We start from the raw sequence: 18,660 nt of genomic DNA on the forward strand, positions 1-18,660 counted from the left end.
GGGTCGATGGGCGAACCACCGACGCGCGTCCACGGTACGCCGGGGCACTGTCAAGTCGCTGTCAACCCTCAGTGTCCGCTTTGCGCAGTTCTTCCAAGCGGTGGGCGAGGCCGTCGAGGCACCGGCCGACCGCGTAGTCGTAGAGCTGGGCGTAGTAGCCCGCGGCGAGGTCGGGGTCGCCCATCAGGTCGTGCATCGCGTTGCCCAGCTCGGCCATCCCCGGCAGGTCGGCCCGCTCGCGGTAGGCCGCGTACTCCTCGGTGTTGTCGATCCGCAGGGCGAGCGCGCCGTCGCGGTCGTCCTCCATCGCGACGAACTGGCACGCGGTCATCAGCAGCAGGTTGTAGGCCAGCACGCTCTCCCGGCCGAACCCCGCCCGCAGCAGCACGCCGATGCCGGCGTCGATGCTGCGCGTGGCCGCCTTGACCGACGGGCCGAAGAGCGCGAGCCGCCGCGCGCAGCCCGGGTAGGTCCGCAGCAGGGCGCGCAGGCCGGCCAGCAGCTCGGTGAACCACTCCGTCCACGGCAACCGCTCTTCGGGCAGCTCCAGCAGGCCGACGACCCGGTCGACGACGGCGTTCACCACGGCGTCGCGGTCGCCGACGTGGTGGTAGATCACCGCCGGGTAGGCCTCGACCGCGCGGGCGAGCTCCCGCAGCGTCCAGTTGTCGAGGCCGCGCTCGGCGGTCAGTGCCGTGGCCGCGGTGATGATGCGGTCGGCCGTGAGCGCCGGCAGACCCGCCGCGGCCCGCGACCGGGGCCGCTGGCCGGTGCCCGAAGATGAGGGAGGCATGGGGCGTAACGGTAACCGCACCGCCCGTGCCGGTGCCAGCTTCGGGCGGTTGCGGCAGGATCGGGGCATGGCACGCGCACAGGCCAACGGTCTCGAACTCGAGTACGACACCTTCGGCGACCAGGCGGCCCCGCCGCTGGTACTGGTGATGGGCCTCGGCGCCCAGATGATCACCTGGGAGGACGGCTTCTGCGAGCTGCTGGCCGGCCGCGGGTTCTTCGTCGTGCGGTACGACAACCGGGACGTCGGGCTCTCCACCTGGCTCGACCACCTGCCCGCACCGGACCTGGCGGCGCTCGCCGCGGGCGACCTGGCGACGGCGCCGTACCTGCTGTCCGACCTGGCCGACGACGCCGTCGGGCTGTTCGACGCGCTCGGCATCGCCCGCGCGCACGTCGTGGGGGCGTCGATGGGCGGGATGGTCGTGCAGCAGCTGGCCATCGACCACCCCGACCGGCTGCTGTCCGTCACGTCCATCATGTCGACCACCGGCGACCCCACCGTCGGCCAGGCGCAGCCGTGGGCGCTCGGGCTGCTGGCGCGGCCGCCGGCTTCGACCCGCGAGCAGGCGCTCGCCGACAGCGTCGAGGGCTACCGGCGGCTCGGCTCCCCCGGCTACCCGGACGACGAGGCGTTCCTGCTGGCCAAGGCCACGCTGCACTACGACCGGGCCCGCCACCCGGTCGGCACGCTCCGCCACGCGGCCGCGGTGGTGGCCTCCGGCGACCGCACCGCGGGCCTGCGCGACGTGCGGCTGCCCGCCCTGGTCGTCCACGGCGACGCCGACCCGCTGATCGACGTCAGCGGCGGCAAGGCGACGGCGGCGGCGATCCCGGGCGCGGAGCTGGTCGTCATCCCGGGCATGGGCCACAACCTGCCGCGCGCGGTCTGGCCGGAGATCGCCGAGGCCATCGGGCGCGTCACGGGTCAATAGCGCGTCAAGATCCGGGGCCCGGGTGTAGGGAATGTGTCCCGGCTCGGGTTCCCGCGTGCTCCGGCGGTCTTAATCGGAGCATGGCAGGTGGCTTCGGGTTCCCGTTCGGGTGTGTGGCCGCGGTGGTCGCGGTGGTGCTGGCGGACGTGGCCGGCGCGACCCGGTTCCCGTGGTACGCGCTGGTGACGCTGGGTCTGGTGGTGCTCGGGACGGCGTTCCGGAGCACGGCCGCCGCCGCGATCGGGGTCGCGGCGGTGGCGTGGGCGCTGGATTCGGGGTTCGTGCTCGGGCGGTCGGGTGAGCTGACGTTCGACGCGGCGTCGGCGGTGGCCGCGGGGGTGCTCGGGGTGGCTGTCGTCGTGGGAGTACTGGCCCGCGTCCGGCCGGGGCCGGTGCGGGTGCCCGCGCCTCGCCGCTCGGCGGAGGTCACCGCGCACCGGCCGCGCCTGACCCGGTTGGGCTGAGCCCGGGACGTCCCCGGCTCACCCGCCGATCGCCGCGGCCACCAGCGCGCCGATGTGGCGCATGCCCGTGGCGTTGGGGTGCAGCGGCGCCGCGACCGCGGTCGGGATCACGCTCTCGAACCACTTGACGCCGGGCAGTTTGCAGACGTCGTGGCCGATCGAGGCCGTGCGGACGTCGACGTACCGCGCGTTGTGCGCGGCCGCCTGGCGGGCCAGTGCCGCGTTCGTCTTGTCGATGCTGCCCTGGATGTAGTTCGCGTCGCGCGGGGTCAGTGGCGCGATCGGCCAGCACCCGTTGTGCGGCAGGTAGGTGCCGTAGCCGGCGACGAAGACGGCCGCGTCCGGGGCCTTCGCGTGGATCGCGTCCAGCAGCGCGCCCCACGTCGGCTCGAACGCGGCGATCTTCTCGGCCAGCTGGTCGTGGCCGCCGGCGGTGTACCGGTCGACGCAGTCCGGGTTGATGCCGGGGAGCAGGTTGATGCAGCTGGTCGCGGCGCCGACCAGGCCGACGTCGTTGCCGCCGATCGTCACCGTGACCGTCTTCGTGGCGGCGCTCAGCGCGTCCAGCTGCGGCGGGACCGCGCCGGTCTCCGTCGACTGCGGCGCGTACATGTCCGCGGTCGTCGCCCCGGAGCACGTCACGTCCTTGAGCGGGACGCCGAGCTGCGACGCGGCGACGTGCGGGTAGTCCGCGAGCGACCGGAGGCAGCCCGGGGACGACAGGTCCGGGGGCAGGATCAGCGGGCCGGCCGCGGCCGAGTCCCCGAGTGCCACGTACTCCCCGCTTGCGGCGGCCGCGGTGCCCGCCGTAGTGAGCGTCAGCGCGGTGACCAAGATCGTGATGAACGCCGTTGTCCTCACTCGCACGCCGTCCTCCTTGACGTTGTGCCGATGGCTGGTCTCCGTGACACCATCGGCACCGCGGGTGGCCGGATTGACTGGGAATCCGGGCAGAGAACGAGGGGATCGGTTGTGACGGAGCACAAAACCGGCGCGGATCTGGCCCTCGGCGGGCAGCGGGTGCACGAGCGGCTCACCCGGGACGAGCCCGAGCTGATCGCGCGGGTGCTGACGCGCATCCAGGCCGAGGTCGCGGACTACCGCCGGCTGCCGGTGGAGGAGCTGGCCGGTGACATCGCGGGCATCACCCGGCAGGCCGTGCGGGCGTTCGCGCGGAGCCTGCGCGAGGACCGCGAACTCAACGAAGCCGAGCTGCGGCAGATCGGCGCGTCCGCGGTGCGCCGGGCCGAGGAGGGGTTCCCGCTGGAAGCCGTGCTGAACGCCTACCACGTCGGCGCGCGGGAGATCTTCGCCGTCGGCTCGGCCGACGCGGGCGGCGCGGACGTCGCCGACCTCCTCGAAGTGGCCGACCGGGTGCTCGCGTGGGTCGGCGCCGTCACCGCCGCGGTCACCCGGGGCTACCTGGAGGAGCTGCGCACGAAGGTCGGGCAGGAGCACACGGCGCGGCGCACGCTGCTGTCGGTGCTGGCCGACGGCGGCCCGGTCGACGTCGTCGCGCGCAGCGCCGGGATCGCGTTGCCGGCGCGCTACCTCGTGCTGAGCGTCGAGCTCGGCCCGCACGCCGACGAGGCGTCGCCGGGGGTGGACGCCGAAATCGCCGTCCGCCGCAAGCTGCGCCGGTTCCTCGCGGCGTTCGAACACGCCTGCGGCGACGGCGTGCTGGCCTCCCTGGACGGCCCCGGCGGGCTGGTCCTGCTGCCGCTGGCCGGGCGGCTGGCCGAGACCGCGGGCTGGCACGCGGTGGTCGACGCGGCCGGGCGCGCGGCGGGCGTCGCCGTGCTCGCGGCGGCCGAGACGGCGACGCCGCCGGAGGTCCGGGTGGTGGCCGGGCGGACGGCCGAGGTGCTGGACGTGCTGCGCTGGTTCGGTCGCGAGCCGGGCCTGTACCGCCTCGACGACGTCCTGGTGGAGTACCAGCTGACCCGCCCCGGCGCGGCGCGCGACCGGCTGGCCGCGGTGCTCGCCCCGCTGGAGGCCCACCCGGAGCTGCTGGAGACGCTTTCGGCGTACCTCGAGCTGGACACGAACCGCCGCCGCGCGGCGGCCCGCCTGCACGTCCACCCGAACACGGTCGACTACCGCCTGCGGAAGGTCCGCGACCTGACGGGCATCGACCCGCTCCACCCGGCGGGCCTCCCCCGCATCATCGCGGCCCTCGCGGCTCGGCGCGCATCACTGCCCCCGGCACGCTGAAGGGGACGTTCCTCTCAGCTGACGCGCTGAAGGGGACTTTCCTCGCGTCACATGCGGTGAACGTCCCCTTCGGCCCCCGGGGCTCAGTGGGCGAAGTCCCAGCGGCTCGCACCGTAGGGCTCCGCGCCGGCGATGCCGATCGCGCGGTGCAGCTCGAGCCGGTACAGGTGCCACGGCGGCGGGCCCGCGCTCGGTGCGGTGAACGGGGCCGTCAGGCCGTCGCCGACCACCGTGGCGGGCCAGCCGCCCTCGCGGACGACCGCCGCGACCTGCTCCAGGGTGGACGTGTCGGTGACGCGGTGGGCCTCGCCCTCCATCGTGAGGTCCAGCCCGTTCAGCCGCACCGACACCGTGCACGCCGGGTTCGCCGCGAGGTTGCGGGACCGGCGGGTGCCCGGCCCGCCCTTGAAGTACAGCGCGTCGTCCACCCAGACGGCACCGACGCCGGCGGCGTGCGGGCGGCCGTCGGGGCGGATGGTCCCGACGAAGAACGTCAAGTTCTCGTGGGGGGTCTGGGTCGCGAGGAGGTCGCGCGCCCTGCTCCACGGCAACGCCGCGGACCCGGTCTGGTCGAGGTTCTCGGTGTGCGTCGGTTCGCTCATGCCTACGCGTCGAACGGGCGGACCGCGGATCGACACGCTTCCAGGGTTTTCGCGCCGCCGGGGTCGTCGTCGCCGGTCGCGGGCACGATCGCCAGCTCGTCGATCCCGGCCGCCGCGTACTCGGCGGCCTTCGCGGCGACTTCCGCCCGCGACCCCAGGAGCCCGACCACGGCGATGGCCTCGACCGGCACCGCGGCGAGCAGCTCACGCGGGTGCGGCCGGGTGCGCGCGAAGTCGACGAGGTCACCGAACCCCGCCGCGCGGAACATCTCGCCGTACCCGGGCGCCGCCAGGTACCCGACCACACCGCGACGCAGCTGTTCGAGCGACGCCGCGTCCGGGTCCACCGCGCCGACGACCCACGCGGCCACCGGCGGTGGCGTGACGCCGGCCCGCGAGGCCGCCTCCCGCAAGCCGCGCACGAGCGTCGCCGCGGCCGCCGGGCTGACCAGGTTGACCACCATCCGGTCGGCGTGCCGCGCGGCGACGTCGAGCGCCCGCGGGCCGAACGCGGCGATCGTCACCGGCGATTTCGGGGCGGCCAAACGCAACCGGTAGCCCTGCGACCCGACCACCGTTCCATCCACAGTGGACTTCTCGCCGGAAACCAGCTGACGGACGGCGATCGCCGACTCCGCCAGCGCGGTGGCCGCGCCGGAACGCGAACGGCCGTGCCAGCCGCGCACCACGACGTCGCTGGACGTCCCCAGCGCGACGCCCGTCGGCCGGCCCGTCAGCGCCGCCACCGACGCGACCCCCATGGCGATCGTCGCCGGGTCCCGCACGGTCACCGCGAGCGGCCCGAAGGTCAGCGAGATCGACGAGGTCGCCGCGCCGATCGCGGTGCCCAGCGCGAACGCGTCCCACGTCGCCATCTCGCCGATCCACAGCTCCGGGTACCCGGCGGCCTCGGCGGCGCGCGCCGTTTCCAGTGCCTCCTCCGGCGGCCGGTCCTGCCAGAGCCCCAGCGACACCGAGAGCCTCATGCGGTGACCACCATCGTGACCACGGTGGTGAACGAGCCGCCGACGTTGAGCGTCAACGCCGTCCGCGCGCCCTCGACCTGCGTCTCGCCCGCCGCCCCGGTCACCTGCCGGGATACGTCGTGCAGCATCCGGACGCCGGTGGCGCCGACCGGGTGACCGAGCCCGATCAGGCCGCCGCCCGGGTTGACCCCGGCCGCGTCGAGCCCGCCGTCGGCGATGAACCGGCCGCCGTCCCCCGGCGGCGCCGCGCCGAGGTGCTCCAGCGCCACCAGCCCGGTGATGGTGAAGCAGTCGTGCAGCTCGACGACGTCGAGCGCGTCCGGTCCGGGCACCCCGGCGCGTTCGTAGGCGTCGACGACCGCGCCGCGCAGGTGCGGGAACAGGTACTCGCCCCCGGCGGAAAGCTTCTCGGCCAGCCCGATGTGGGACGTGCGGTGCCCGAAGCCCGCGATGCGCGGGAAGCCGCCGCCGAGCCGCTCGGCGAACGCGGGCGAGGCCAGCACGACCGCCGCGGCCCCGTCGGTGATCCGGCCGCAGTCCTGCTTGCGCAGGCGGCCTTCGATGACCGGGTTCAGCTCGTCGTCGGGCCCGAACGCACCGGCCGGGAAGCGCCAGTCGCGGGCCTGGGCGAGCGGATTCCCGGCCGCACGGTCGAAAGCGTGCGCCGCGAACTGCCCGAGGTGCTCGGGGTCGAGCCCGTACCGCTCGTCGTACGCGGAAGCGACGTCGGCGAACAACGCCGGCCACGGGAACTTCGCGCCGACGGCCTCGTGCCCGGCCCACGCGGCGGACCCGAGGTGCTCGGCCGCGCGCTGCCCGTCGACGTTGCGCATCAGCTCGGCCCCGACGACCAGCGCAACGTCGTAGCGGCCCGCTTCGATGTCCGCACAGGCGGCGAGCACGGCGGTGCTGCCGGACGCGCACGCGGCTTCGTGCCGGGTCGACGGGACGCCGTCCAGCTCCGGGACGGCGGCCACCAGCAGCCCGCCGAGCTGGGCCTGGCCGGTGAACAGCTCGGCCGCGAGGTTCCCGACGTGCGCGACCTCGATGTCTTCGGGCACGACCCCGGCGTCCGCGAGGGCGGCGGGTACGACCTCGGCGAACAGCTCGAGGATCCCGCGCCCCTCCTTGGCGTGGTTGCGCGCGAAATCGGTCTGCGCCCCGCCCAGCACGAACACCGTCATGGCCTCACTCCAGACTCTCCCGCAGCTGCCGCTTCAGGATCTTCCCCACCGGGTTGCGGGGCAAGGCGTCGGCGTACTCGAGCCGTTCCGGCAGCTTGAACGCGGCCACCTTCTTCTCGCGCAGGTACGCGACCAGGTCGTCGAGCGACGGCTTGCGCCCGCCCGGGACGACGACCGCGCACACCCGCTCCCCCATGACGTCGTCGGGCACACCGACCACGCCGACGTCCGCGACGTCCGGGTGGCCGGCCAGCAGGCCCTCGACCTCGGCCGGCGAGATGTTCATCCCGCCGCGGATGACGAGGTCCTTCATCCGGTCGACGTACCGCAGGAACTCGCCGTGCTCGCCGGCGATCTCGAAGACGTCGCCGGTGCGGAAGTGCCCGCCGGAGTCGAACGCCGACGTGTCGAGCGGTTCGCCCACCGTCGTCAGGTAGCCGGCGAACACCGTCGGCCCGGCGATGTGCAGCTCCCCGGGGCGCCCGGGTCCGGTCACCTGCTCGCCGGTGACCGGGTCGTGCAGCCGCACCGACGTCCAGCCGGCCACCGGCGTCGACCACGTGACACCGGAGGCGTAGTTCGGGAAGTAGCTCGCGCGCTGGTCCGGGTCCGGGATGTCCACGGGACCGGACAGCAGCGCGGTGCCTTCGTTGGAGCCGAAGAAGTTGACGATGTCGATGCCGTACCGCTCGGCCCAGGTGCGCACGAGCCACGGCGACAGCGGCGCCGAGCCGGAGCCGATCTTCCGCAGCGCGGAGATGTCCACTCCGGACAGGATCTTTTCGTTGTGCAGCAGCATGGTAAGCAACGCCGGGGGCGCGAGGGTGTACGTCACGCGTTCGGCCGCGAGCTGGCCGAGGAACACCGGCAGGTCGAACGGGTGGTGCGGGACGAACACGGCGCCGGTCAGCAGCCAGGGCAGGAACATCCCGCCGATGCCGGCCATGTTCGTCATCGGGAACGGCGACAGCAGGACGTCTTCCCGCGTGATCCCCGCGGCCTGCACGCAGCCGCCGGCCGTCGCGAGCCAGTCGCCGTGGCAGCGCGGGACCGCTTTCGGTTCGGCTTCGGTGCCGGACGTCCAGCAGATCGTCACGCAGTCGTTCACGTCGGTGTCAAGCGTGGACAGATATTCGTCCAGAGTGGACTTCTCCACTTCGGACAGTGGGTTCTCGGGCCAGGCCAGGGCGCCGGCCGGTTCGTCGTCCCCCCGGGCGACGACGAACCGGACCGACGGCGCCGCAGCGCCGATTAGCCCAAGGGCCGCCCCGGCGAGCTCGTGCTCGCCGTATCTGGAAGCGGTCACCACGGCGACAGCTCCGGTGCGCCGGCACATCGGACCCATCTCGTGCTCCCGGTAGGACACCGGGAACGGGGTGACCACCGCACCGATCCGGACGATCGCGAGGAACGCCTGCACCAGGGCCGAGCAGTTCGGCAGCTGCACGGCCACGACGTCGCCTGCTCGCACCCCTCTGGCGAGCAGGAACGCGGCCAGGACGTCGACGCGTTCGTCGAGCCGGTTCCAGGTCCACCGCACCGGGTCGCGTCCGACCAGTGCGGTGGTGTTCGGTGGATCGACCAGCGCGAGACCCTCCGGGTCGGCACTGACCCGCTCCTTCACGAGCCGGTCGATCGTCTCCGCACTCCACCATCCCCGCGCCCGGAGGTCCCGGGCGCGACCCTCTCGATGGCATCTCATGAACGGAGGTTTTCCAGCTGGTCCGCCCGGACCCAGGTCGCGTGAAAACCGAGCGGGACCCGCTGGGGCAACAGGACCCTGGCCACGGGTCCGGCAGCGAGATCGGCGGCGTCGAAGATGTCCAGTTCCGAGCGTCCCTCGCGCTCGTCCTGCACGAACGTCACCAGATGACCGTCCGCCGAATCGGCGGCCGCTCCTTCGCGGGGTGCGAACGGAGCCTCACTGCCCCACCGGCCGGGACCGAACCGGTATTCGGTCTTGGCGCCGGCAAGATTGTCGTAGCGCACCAGCCCGTCGAACTTCAGCGTCGACTCGGGCGAGATGTGCACCGCGTAGGAGTACCGGTTCCGCCGGCCGACGCCGCGGGCGTCGACGGTGGGGAACTCGGTGTTGGCGTCGTCGAGCGGCTCCTCGTGGCACGCGCCGGTCCGCAGGTCGAAGCGGTAGCGGTGCAGCTGGGCGTCGAGCCGCAGGTAGGAGAGCATCTTCGCGAGCGGGGTGTGCGCGTCGGCGCGCGGCGCCGGCTTCCGCACCCGGCAGACGTCGAGGACGACCTCGTCGCCCTGCTCCCAGGCGTTGACGACGTGGTAGATGTAGCACGGGCTCGCTTCGAACCAGCGGATCTGGCTACCGTTCCCGTAGCGTGGCATGACGCCGAAGCGGCTCGGCATCGAGCGGTCGAAGTGCAGCTTGTGGCGGCCCTGCTTCGCCGCGTGGGCGTCCTGGACCAGCGGCAGGTCCATCAGCACCGCGTAGCGCTCGGTGATGGCCATGTCGTGCGGCAGGCGCGGGCCGGGCAGCTCGATCTCGGTGGTGTTCACGACCTTGCCGTCCGCGCTGATCACGCCGTAGCGCAGGTACGGCGGGCGCGGGCCGTAGTCGAACCAGAACAGCTCGCCGGTGGCCTCGTCCACCTTGGGGTGGGCCATCATGTCGCCGACCAGCGTGCCGAGGAAGTCGTCGGCACCCAGCGTCTCCAGCGAGAGCGGGTCGACCGCGTACGGCGAGCCGCACAGGTACCAGGTGGCGAGGATCCGGCCGCGGTGGAAGACGACGTCGGTGTTGGCGTTGTCCTTGAGGCCGAGGCCGTGCGCGTTGCCGAAGGGGTTGCCCCTCGGGTTCTCCATGACGCCGGTCCAGAGGCCCTTGCCGGCCGCGGACTCGGCCTCGAAGGCCTTCGTGCGGACCCAGCGGTTGCGGTAGCGCGCCTTGCCGTTCTCCAGGTGGACGGCGTGGATCATGCCGTCGCCGTCGAACCAGTGGTAGCGGCCTTCCGGGGCGAACCGCGGGTTGGGGCCGTTGCGCAGGTAGACGCCGTTGAGGTCCTTCGGGATCTCGCCGATGACCTGCAGGTCTTCCGCGTCGATCTCGGTGCTGACCGGGGCGTAGACGCCGAGCAGGTAGGGGTTGGGCTCCTCGGCCGCGTCCGCCGTCCGGGCCACCATCAGCGGCTGTTCGGAGGTGCTGGTCATCGGGCTGCTCCCTGGCTGTCGGGCTCACCGCGCTGGCTGATGGGGATGAGACTATGATTTGTGTACCCAGGTGTCAATAGGCTTCTTTTGGTGTAGTCAGGTGTTACGCTGAGGCCGCTGAGAATGAGGGGGAAGACGGTGACCGAGGCGACCGCACACCGCGTCCGGCCGGCGGGGGATCCGCTCCGCAGAGCACTGGAACTGGTCGGCGATCAGTGGACGCTGCTCATCCTGCAAAGCCTGTTCCTGCGCTTCCGGCGCTACGAAGAGCTGCGGCTGCGCCTGGGCATCTCGCCGACCGCGTTGTCGGGGCGGCTGCGGGACATGGTCGAGGCGGGCATGCTCACGCGCGTCCCCTACCGCGACGCGCGCCGCACGCGGCACGAGTACCGGCTCACCGAGCGCGGCCTGGAGCTTTGGCCGCTGCTGATCTCGATCTGGGCCTGGGAGCGCGAGTGGGTCGAAGGCCGCCGCGAGGTGCTGCCGACGCTGATCCACCTCGACTGCGAGCTGGCTACATCAGCGCCGCTCGGGTGTGCGGCCTGCGGCCGCCGGGTCGACGCCCGTGACGTACGGGCCGAGCGCCTCGACAGCACCGGCGTCGCGGCGGCGACGGCGTCCAAGCGCTTCCGCCGCAAGGACGCCGAGTCACTGGCCGGCGACCCGATGATGTTCTTCCCCGACACGATGGAACTGCTCGGCGACCGCTGGTCGACCGGGCTCCTGGTGTCGGCGCTGCTCGGCTGCCGGCACTTCTCGGAGTTCGAGCGCGAGCTGGGGATCGGGCCGAGCGTGCTCTCGGGCCGGCTGAGCAAGCTCGTCGAGGTGGGCGTCCTGCGCACCGGCACGGCCGCCACCCGCACGGACGCGCGCGACTACCGCCTGACCGCGAAGGGACTGGCGTTCTTCCCGGCGCTGGCGTTCATCGCCGAGTGGTCGCGGGGCTTCGAGGTGACGGGCCAGGAACCGGACATCACGCTGCACCACGTCGAATGCGGCAACCGGCTGCAGCCGATCCTGCTGTGCGACCACTGCGGCCGCCCCCTGACGCGCAAGTCGGTCCAGTTCGGCGGGGTTCCGTCCCCGAAACGCTGAAATCGACTCGCCAAGCCGGTGTGCGACTGACAGGCTGGAGCGGACACACGTCGTCGTTTTCGGAGGTAGGCATGAGTGAACCGAACCCGTCGCCCAGCGGCGAGGAGGACGACGTCAAGCGCAAGTTCCGCGAGGCGCTGGAACGCAAGCAGGCCCACGCCCGCTCCGGCGCTTCCCACGAGAACGGCGGCGGCAAGAACCAGCACGCCCACGGCCCGGCGGCGAACAAGCGCACCTTCCGCCGCAAGAGCGGCTGACCCCTTCGGCAACCTTCGTGAAGGCCACCTTCAGGAACCACGAGTTCCTGAAGGTGGCCTTCACGGCTTTCAGGGGACGAACGAGCCGAGGTGGTCGAGGACCACGAACCGGCTCGCCGGGCTCGCGGCCGCGACGGCGGTGCGCAGGGGCTCCAGCCCGCCCGCGTCCTTGACCTGGCCCAGCGGCAGGTCGAAGTCGTCCCAGTGGGTCGCCGCCACGTAGCGGGGGTTGCCCAGGACGCGCAGCAGCCGCGGGACGTACTGCGTCACCTTCGCGCCGCCCGCCGGGAGGCACACCACGTCCGGCCGGAGGCCCGCCAGCTCGGCCTCGACGTAGTTCGAGCCGCCGAAGTTCAGCACGCTCGCGCCGGCGCCGGTCACCTGGTAGGCGAGCGTCCCGCCTTCCACCAGGTCCTCGATCACCCGCGGCCGGTCGCGGCGGGACAGCGGCCGCGAACCCGGGAACGGCACCTGCGCCCGCGCGCCCACCGCCGAGTGCAGCGACCGCAGGACGCGGATCGAGTAGCCGTCGAAGGTCAGGTCCTCGCCGCCGCTCGCGACCGCCAGCTGGTCTTCCGGTGCCCCCAAGGCGGCCATGAGACTCAAATGGGTCTCGGTCCCGATGACCGTCGCTCCCGTGCGCTGGGCCAGGTAGGGCACGTCGGTGAGGTGGTCGTAGTGGCCGTGGGTGACGAGGATGTGGTCCGCCCGCAGTTCGCCGCGGTCGAGGAAGCCGTCGATCAGCGCGCGGTTCACCGACAGCGGCGTCTTCGGGTCCGCGCCCGCCGGGGTGTAGGTCCCGGTCTTGAACCGCGTCAGCCACGGGTCGACGAGGATCGTCTTCGCCCCGGCGCGGATCTCCCAGCCGTTGTTCCCCCACCACCGCACCGTCAGCTGCGACGGGCCGGTGCTCGCGGCCGCCGGTCCCGCGCCCGCCAGGATGGCCGCCGCCGCGGCGCCCGCGCCGAACAGCCCGCGCCTGTTGAATCCCATGTCCATACCGGACACCCGACCACGAACCGCGAACCGCTGTCCAAGATCGATCCGTCGGCATGTCGATAGGTGAACGGCTATCGTCGCAGCGTGGACCACCTCCGTTCGCTGCGGTACTTCCTCGTCGTCGCCGACGAACTCCACTTCGGCCGGGCGGCCGAGCGGCTCGGGATCGCGCAGCCGCCGCTGAGCCAGCGCGTCAAACGGCTCGAAGCCGAGCTGGGCGCGAAGCTGTTCGACCGCGGCCGCCGCGTCACACTCACCGAAGCCGGCGAAGTCCTGCGCGCCGAAGCCCGCGACCTGCTCTCCCGCTGGGACCGGATGACGTCGCTGGTCGCGCGGGCCGAGCGCGGCGAGCTGGACGCGGTGCGCGCGGGCGTCCCCCCGGAACTGCCCGGCCCGGTCCTCGCCGCGATCCTGACGGCGTTCGCCGCGCAGCACCCGGCCGTCCGGCTCGACCTGCAGGAGCTGACGACCGCGGAGCAGACCCGCCTGCTCGCCGACCGGTCGCTGGACGCGGGCCTCCTGCAGCTCCCGGTCGACGTGGTCGGCCTGGAGCTCGGCCCGGTGATCGACACCCCGCTGGGCGTGGTCCTCCCCCGGGATTCCCCGCTGGCCCGCCGCACGTCGCTGGCGCTGGCCGACCTCGCCGGCGAAGGCCTGGTGCACGCACCCCGCGCGGCCGCCCCGGGCAGCTACGACGCCCTGCTGCGCACGTGCTGGGACCACGGCTTCCGCCCGTCGGCGATCCGCCACGCGCGCAACCCGGAGTTCGCACTGGGACTGGTGCTGGCCGGCCACGGCGTCGCGTTCGAACCGGGCCCGCGCAAGGAACCGCGCGTGGTGTGGCGGCCGCTGGACGGCGAGGTGCTGCGCTCCCGGCTGGCGTTCGCGTGGCCCCCGACGAGCCCGCACCCGCAGGCGGCGAAGCTGGCGGAGCTCGCCGCGGCGGTGCTGGAGGGCGACGGGGTGTCGCGCATCGTGCCCACGGACCCGGCCGGGGCCCGCCCCTGGGACGAGTTCTACGACCGCACCCGGCCCGCCTCGTGAGTGGGAAACAGTGTTCCAACCCTGTTCCTCACTCACGACCGGCGCGGAGCTGCTCGACCGCCGCGAAGGCCGCGTCGCCGATCGCGCGGTCGATGTCCGGGCGGCGGAGCGTCTCCGCGCCGCCCACCGTGAACACCGCGATCGCGTACTCGGCGCCGTCCGGGTAGGTCGCCACGCCGATTTCGTTGCGGATGCCCGGCATCGTGCCCGTCTTGCCCGCCACCGCGACCTCCGGCGGGAAGCCCGCCGTCAGCCGGTGCCAGCTGACCTGCGCCGACATCCACTCGCGCACGGCCGCCCCCGCCGGGTCGCCCCAGATCGCCGCCAGCAACGCGGTCATCTCGCGCGGGGTGCTCGCCGTGGTGGCCAGGGGGTCCAGCGCCCGCAGCGGCCGCCCGGCCTCGGTGTCCTCGATGATCGTGCGCAGCAGGTCACGCGGCGCGCCGACGACCGACGTCCGCGCCAGGCCCAGCTCGGCCAGCAGCGAGCGCACGTTCGCCACGCCCACCCGGTCGAAGAGCAGGTCCGCCGCGGTGTTGTCGGACACCGACAGGGCCAGCCGGGCCGCGTCGCGCAGGCTGTACGAGACGTCGTCCGCGAACCCCGCCGAGCCGCTGCCGCCCAGCCGGTCCGCGGCGGACGCGCGCACCCGGTCCGCCGGGTCGAGCAGCCCCGCCGCGACCTGCCGGGCGAACTCGAACGCCAGCGCCACCTTCACCACCGACGCCAGCACGACCGGCTCGTCGGCACCGAGGCCGGATTCGAGGGGCGAACCGAGACGGCGGGCGTGCAGGAAGCCCCGCACGCCCGCCCTCGCGAAGATCTCTTCGGGTGTGGAACTCACCCGGCCATGATGGACCGCAGCCTGCCGATCTCCGTCATGCGCCGCTCCGCGAGCCGGTCCGCCGCCGTCGCCGGGGGGACGCCCTCGGTCTCGGCCAGCTTGAACACGGCCTTCGTCGTGTCGAAGATGGCCGTCGTCTTGCGCTTGGCGCGGTCGAAGTCGAAGCCGTGGCGCTCGTCGTCGACCTGGATCACGCCGCCGGCGTTGACCAGGTAGTCCGGCGCGTACAGGATGCCGCGGTCGGCCAGCTGCTTGTCGATGCCCGGGTGCGCGAGCTGGTTGTTCGCCGCGCCGCAGACGATGCGGGCGCCGAGCAGCGCCACCGTCTCGTCGTTCAGCGCGCCCCCGAGGGCGCACGGGGCGAAGACGTCCAGCTCGGTGCGCAGCAGGGCGTCCACATCGGACACGACCTGGACGTCCGGGTAGATCGACCGGGTGCGCTCGACCGCCGGCGCCCACACGTCGGTGATCGTCACCTGCGCGCCGGCCGCGACCAGGTGCCCGACCAGGATGTGCCCGACCTTGCCGACGCCGGCCACGCCGACGCGCTTGCCCGCCAGCTCCGGGCTGCCCCAGAGGTGCTCGGCCGAAGCGCGCATGCCCTGGTAGACGCCGAACGCGGTGAGCACCGACGAGTCGCCCGCGCCACCGTCCTCCGGCGAACGGCCGGTGACGAAGCGGGACTCGCGGGCCACGATGTCCATGTCCTGCACGTACGTGCCGACGTCGCACGCCGTGATGTAGCGGCCGCCCAGGGACTGCACGAAGCGCCCGAACGCGCGCAGCAGCGCTTCGGACTTGAGCGTCTTCGGGTCGCCGATGATGACGGCCTTGCCGCCGCCGAGGTCGAGGCCGGCCAGCGCGTTCTTGTAGGCCATGCCCTTGGACAGCGCGAGCACGTCGTCGAGCGCGTCCGCTTCGGTGGCGTAGGGGTGGAAGCGCGTCCCGCCCAGTGCGGGACCCAGCGCCGTGGAGTAGATGCCGATGATGGCCTTGAGGCCACTGGCTTCGTCGTGGCAGTACACGACCTGTTCGTGCCCGGTGCCCCGGGTGAACACTCCTTCGGTCACGGTGGTGACTCCTTCGTCTCCCGCGCCCGGTTCGTGGCCGGGACGCGCTTCGAGGTTTCCAGGGGCGCGGGGCGGAGGTCGTCCGCCCGAGTGCGATTTCCCCGGGATCAACCTAGATCCCCGCCGTCCGCCGGACCAGTGGAGGTCCCGCGATACGGACCGGTAACCCCCGCTTTTAGGGGGTACGCAGGGGGCCGGGGGTCAGCCGCGGACCACCGACCCGAGGGTGGCCATCGCCGTCTCGAGCTGGGTGTCCGAAAGGTACGGTGCCGGGCCGAAGCGCAGGTAGGCCCCCCGGCTGTCGGTCCGGACGCCCTGCGCGGCCAGCGCGGCCTGCAGGCCGCCCGCGTCGGCGCAGCGCAGCGAGAGGAACCCGCCGAGCCGGTCCAGCGGCGTCTCGTGGTCCCGCGTGACGACGTCCGCGGGCAGCGCGAGCTTGTCGAACACCGACGCGAGCAGGCCCACCTGGTGCTGCGAGACCTCGCGGAGGAACTCGGGCGTGAGGCCCTGCTCGGCGAAGAACCGCTGGACCCGGGCGCCGCGGTAGTGGCTGGCCGGGTCGTAGGTGGCGCCGGCGAAGCGGTCGCCGCCGGTGGCGTAGGCGACCTTGCCGGGGTGGCGCTCGTCGGCGAGGGCGCCGAACTCGGCGTACCAGCCGGTGATCACCGGCCGCAGCTCCTGGGCGTGCGCGGGCAGCCGCAGGAAGCAGTTGCCCTCGCCGAGCTGCAGGTACTTGTAGCCGCCGCCGAGCACCCAGGCGTTGGTGAGCCCGAGGTCGTGCAGCGCGAACGGCACGACGCCGAGCGCGTGGTAGGCGTCGACGACGAGCTCGATCGAGCGGCTGCGGCAGGCGTCGGCGAGGTGCGTGAGCCCGGGCACCAGCCTCGACGTCTCGAACAGCACGGCCGAGACGAGCACCGCGGCGGTGTTGTCGTCCACCTCGGCGGCGACGCGCTCGGCCAGCGTGGGCACCGGGTCGAGCGGCACCCGGACGATCTCGACGCCCTCCTCCTCGAGCCGGGCGAACTGCCGGCGCAGGGTGTGGAACTCGCCGTCGGTGGTGACCAGCCGTGGTCTTCGCGGCAGCTCCATCGCGGACAGGAACCGCAGCACCAGGTCGTGGGTGCTCGCGCCGAGCGCGTACTCGCCGTGCGGGTCGCCGAGCAGCTGCCGGAACCCGGCACGCAGTTCGTCGGCTTTCGCGAAGGCACGCTCCCACTTCGCGTCGACGTCGCGGGCGGCGTCCGCGAAGGACTCGAGCAGCCCCTCCTCCGCGACGTCCGGCCAGGCCTGGTGCGAATGCCCGGACAGCAGCAGGCGATCGGCCACCGCGAACCGGGAGTAGTGCGCGGCCAGCGTGTTGTGGTCCGCGCGGAGGTCGTCGAGGGTGGTCACAGTCGGCTCCGTACTGCCCAGAGATCGGGGAACATCGGCTGGAAAAGCGTGGTGCGCAGGTAAGTCGCGCCGGATGACCCTCCCGTCCCGGTCTTGTCGCCGATGGTGCGTTCGACCATCTTCACGTGCCGGTAGCGCCACTCCTGCATCCCTTCGTCGAGATCCACCAGACATTCCGCGACGACCGACGGTCCGCCGTCGTCGCTGTACACGTCCAGCAATATCGCCTGCAGGGCCGGCGACGGCTCCACCGGTCGAGTGACGTCTCGATCACACTCGACGGGATAGCCAGAAGCCTTGAGGTACGCCAAAAAAGAGTCGAACAACGACGGCCGCGCCATCGCTCCGGCAATGCGTTTCCGCTGCTCGCCGCCCTCCGGGTAGTGCGCGAACACGCGCTCGTCGCGCCGCCCGAGCACGGCTTCCAGCTCGCGGAACTGGGCCGACTGGAAGCCGCTCGAAGCGTCCAAACGCGCGCGGAAGCTCGTGAACTGGCTGGGCGTCATCGTTTCCAGCACGTCGATCTGCGCGACGGCGACCTTGAGGATCGTGAGGATCCGGCGCAGCGTGCGGATCGAGTGGGCGGTGTTGCCCGCTTCCAGGTTCTGCTGCAGGAATTCCGCCTCGTGCAGGATCTGCTTGAACCACAGCTCGTACACCTGGTGGATCACGATGAACAGCAGTTCGTCGTGCTCGTCCGACCGCAGGCGCTGGGCGTTCAGCACTTCGTCCAGCGCGAGGTACGAGGTGTAGCTCAGGGCTTCCTGAGTGGCGGAGCTGGTTTCGGTCATCCCTTGGTCACCTCGTCGAAGTGGCGCTGCGCGGGTTCGGCGAGCGCGGTGTACAGATCGTGGAACAACTCGACCGCGGCCGCCCGGCGATCCGGTGCGGGCACCAGGTCGGCGGGCAGTTCCGGGTCCAGGGACGGGAACGCGCGGAAGGTGTGCACCAGGCGGGTGCGGACCTCGAACGCTTCGGCGTCCGGGGGCTCGCTCCCCGCGTACCCGCCGAACTGCTCGACGAACCCGGTGTAGCGCGCGGCCAGGTCGTCGAGGTCCCAGGCCCGGCCGGCGAACCGGCGGACGTCCAGCGCGGCCGACGGGCGGCCGAGCAGCAGCCCGGCGTGCTCGGTGACGTCGAGCTCGCCGAGCAGCGCCAGCACCTCGGCCTCGCGGTCGTGCGGGGCGATCCAGGTGCCGTCCTGGTAGGGCCCGAAGCCGAGGAACCGCAGCCGCCGGACCAGGCGTTCCCGGGCTTGGCGGCGGCTCTCCGGGATGCTCTGCCACAGCACGGTCCACTCGCCGGCGGCGCGGTCACGCCGGCCGAGGGAGAAGATCCGCCGGTCACCGTCGGCGAGCAGGGCGATGCTGCGCCGGGTCAGCGAGTAGTGCACGGTGCGGCCTTCGCGGTGGCGCTGCAGCAGGCCGCGGCGCACCAGCCGGGTCAGCGCGATGCGGGCCGCGCCGTCGGAGAAGCCCAGCTCGGTGAGGACGGCGACCAGGCCGCCCGACCACACCCGGCGAGTCTCGCGCGGGTGCACGTAGCTGCCCAGCAACGTCACGACCAGGTCCTGGGGACCGGTTTCGAAGGCGTCGACGGGCATGG

General features: G+C 72.8%; 19 protein-coding genes. 6 read left to right on the plus strand and 13 right to left on the minus strand.

All coding sequences use genetic code 11. From position 1 onward, the window contains the following. Nucleotides 1-61 precede the first annotated feature (61 nt). Nucleotides 62-793 (minus strand): TetR/AcrR family transcriptional regulator, encoded by a 732-nt coding sequence (locus AB5J73_RS00235; RefSeq protein ID WP_370966842.1) that lies wholly within the window; start codon nt 791-793, stop codon nt 62-64. Between the two features lie 67 nt (nt 794-860). On the opposite strand from AB5J73_RS00235, the gene AB5J73_RS00240 reads away from it, so the two are divergent. Together AB5J73_RS00240 and AB5J73_RS00245 are read left to right on the plus strand one after the other, a co-directional pair. Further along, the gene (locus tag AB5J73_RS00240) at nt 861-1,727 is read left to right on the plus strand and encodes an alpha/beta fold hydrolase (protein ID WP_370966844.1); all 867 of its coding nucleotides are present in this window, start codon (nt 861-863) and stop codon (nt 1,725-1,727) included. Between the two features lie 80 nt (nt 1,728-1,807). Next, on the plus strand, nt 1,808-2,191 hold the full coding sequence (locus AB5J73_RS00245) for a hypothetical protein (protein WP_370966846.1): 384 nt from the start codon (nt 1,808-1,810) through the stop codon (nt 2,189-2,191). Nucleotides 2,192-2,209: 18 nt separating this feature from the next. On the opposite strand, the gene AB5J73_RS00250 is transcribed toward AB5J73_RS00245, so the two are convergent. Next, on the minus strand, nt 2,210-3,052 hold the full coding sequence (locus AB5J73_RS00250) for an SGNH/GDSL hydrolase family protein (protein ID WP_370972835.1): 843 nt from the start codon (nt 3,050-3,052) through the stop codon (nt 2,210-2,212). Nucleotides 3,053-3,163: 111 nt separating this feature from the next. Between AB5J73_RS00250 and AB5J73_RS00255 the strand changes: the two genes are divergently transcribed. Further along, complete coding sequence (locus AB5J73_RS00255; protein ID WP_370966848.1) at nt 3,164-4,405, plus strand: PucR family transcriptional regulator; 1,242 nt, start codon at nt 3,164-3,166, stop codon at nt 4,403-4,405. Nucleotides 4,406-4,488: 83 nt separating this feature from the next. On the opposite strand, the gene AB5J73_RS00260 is transcribed toward AB5J73_RS00255, so the two are convergent. The 5 genes from AB5J73_RS00260 to AB5J73_RS00280 are packed head-to-tail and all read right to left on the minus strand — an operon-like array spanning nt 4,489 to nt 10,351. Continuing rightward, nucleotides 4,489-5,007: a pyridoxamine 5'-phosphate oxidase family protein gene (locus AB5J73_RS00260; RefSeq protein ID WP_370966850.1), complete on the minus strand. Its 519-nt coding sequence runs from the start codon at nt 5,005-5,007 to the stop codon at nt 4,489-4,491. 2 nt (nt 5,008-5,009) lie between these two features. After that, on the minus strand, nt 5,010-5,993 hold the full coding sequence (locus AB5J73_RS00265; protein ID WP_370966852.1) for an LLM class F420-dependent oxidoreductase: 984 nt from the start codon (nt 5,991-5,993) through the stop codon (nt 5,010-5,012). Further along, nucleotides 5,990-7,177 (minus strand): acetyl-CoA acetyltransferase, encoded by a 1,188-nt coding sequence (locus AB5J73_RS00270; protein ID WP_370966854.1) that lies wholly within the window; start codon nt 7,175-7,177, stop codon nt 5,990-5,992. Before AB5J73_RS00270 ends, AB5J73_RS00265 begins: the two co-directional genes overlap by 4 nt. 4 nt (nt 7,178-7,181) lie before the next feature. Continuing rightward, complete coding sequence (locus tag AB5J73_RS00275; RefSeq protein WP_370966856.1) at nt 7,182-8,879, minus strand: class I adenylate-forming enzyme family protein; 1,698 nt, start codon at nt 8,877-8,879, stop codon at nt 7,182-7,184. Then, a complete protein-coding gene (locus AB5J73_RS00280; protein WP_370966858.1) occupies nt 8,876-10,351 on the minus strand; it encodes a carotenoid oxygenase family protein in 1,476 nt (491 codons plus the stop codon). The genes AB5J73_RS00275 and AB5J73_RS00280 overlap by 4 nt, the downstream gene beginning before the upstream one ends. Nucleotides 10,352-10,489: 138 nt before the next feature. Between AB5J73_RS00280 and AB5J73_RS00285 the strand changes: the two genes are divergently transcribed. Together AB5J73_RS00285 and AB5J73_RS00290 are read left to right on the plus strand one after the other, a co-directional pair. After that, complete coding sequence (locus AB5J73_RS00285) at nt 10,490-11,446, plus strand: helix-turn-helix domain-containing protein (RefSeq protein WP_086858771.1); 957 nt, start codon at nt 10,490-10,492, stop codon at nt 11,444-11,446. 71 nt (nt 11,447-11,517) lie between these two features. After that, entirely contained in the window at nt 11,518-11,703 is a 186-nt protein-coding gene (locus AB5J73_RS00290) for a DUF5302 domain-containing protein (protein WP_004559232.1), read from the plus strand. A 69-nt stretch (nt 11,704-11,772) separates the two neighbouring features. Here the strand turns inward: AB5J73_RS00290 and AB5J73_RS00295 are convergent, their stop codons facing one another. Next, entirely contained in the window at nt 11,773-12,696 is a 924-nt protein-coding gene (locus AB5J73_RS00295; RefSeq protein WP_370966861.1) for an MBL fold metallo-hydrolase, read from the minus strand. Between the two features lie 90 nt (nt 12,697-12,786). Between AB5J73_RS00295 and AB5J73_RS00300 the strand changes: the two genes are divergently transcribed. Further along, complete coding sequence (locus tag AB5J73_RS00300; protein WP_370966863.1) at nt 12,787-13,746, plus strand: LysR substrate-binding domain-containing protein; 960 nt, start codon at nt 12,787-12,789, stop codon at nt 13,744-13,746. 28 nt (nt 13,747-13,774) lie between these two features. On the opposite strand, the gene AB5J73_RS00305 is transcribed toward AB5J73_RS00300, so the two are convergent. The 5 genes from AB5J73_RS00305 to AB5J73_RS00325 form a co-directional block, all read right to left on the minus strand. After that, nucleotides 13,775-14,590: a serine hydrolase gene (locus AB5J73_RS00305; protein ID WP_370966865.1), complete on the minus strand. Its 816-nt coding sequence runs from the start codon at nt 14,588-14,590 to the stop codon at nt 13,775-13,777. After that, a complete protein-coding gene (locus tag AB5J73_RS00310; RefSeq protein WP_370966867.1) occupies nt 14,587-15,660 on the minus strand; it encodes a Glu/Leu/Phe/Val dehydrogenase dimerization domain-containing protein in 1,074 nt (357 codons plus the stop codon). The genes AB5J73_RS00305 and AB5J73_RS00310 overlap by 4 nt, the downstream gene beginning before the upstream one ends. Before the next feature lie 201 nt (nt 15,661-15,861). Further along, nucleotides 15,862-17,055: a kynureninase gene (locus AB5J73_RS00315; protein ID WP_370966869.1), complete on the minus strand. Its 1,194-nt coding sequence runs from the start codon at nt 17,053-17,055 to the stop codon at nt 15,862-15,864. After that, on the minus strand, nt 17,052-17,846 hold the full coding sequence (locus tag AB5J73_RS00320) for a tryptophan 2,3-dioxygenase (RefSeq protein WP_370966871.1): 795 nt from the start codon (nt 17,844-17,846) through the stop codon (nt 17,052-17,054). Before AB5J73_RS00320 ends, AB5J73_RS00315 begins: the two co-directional genes overlap by 4 nt. After that, nucleotides 17,843-18,658, minus strand: a complete 816-nt coding sequence (locus tag AB5J73_RS00325; protein WP_370966873.1) for a PaaX family transcriptional regulator C-terminal domain-containing protein — start codon at nt 18,656-18,658, stop codon at nt 17,843-17,845. Before AB5J73_RS00325 ends, AB5J73_RS00320 begins: the two co-directional genes overlap by 4 nt. Nucleotides 18,659-18,660 lie beyond the last annotated feature (2 nt).

Source organism: Amycolatopsis sp. cg9 (genome assembly GCF_041346945.1).
GTDB lineage: Bacteria > Actinomycetota > Actinomycetes > Mycobacteriales > Pseudonocardiaceae > Amycolatopsis.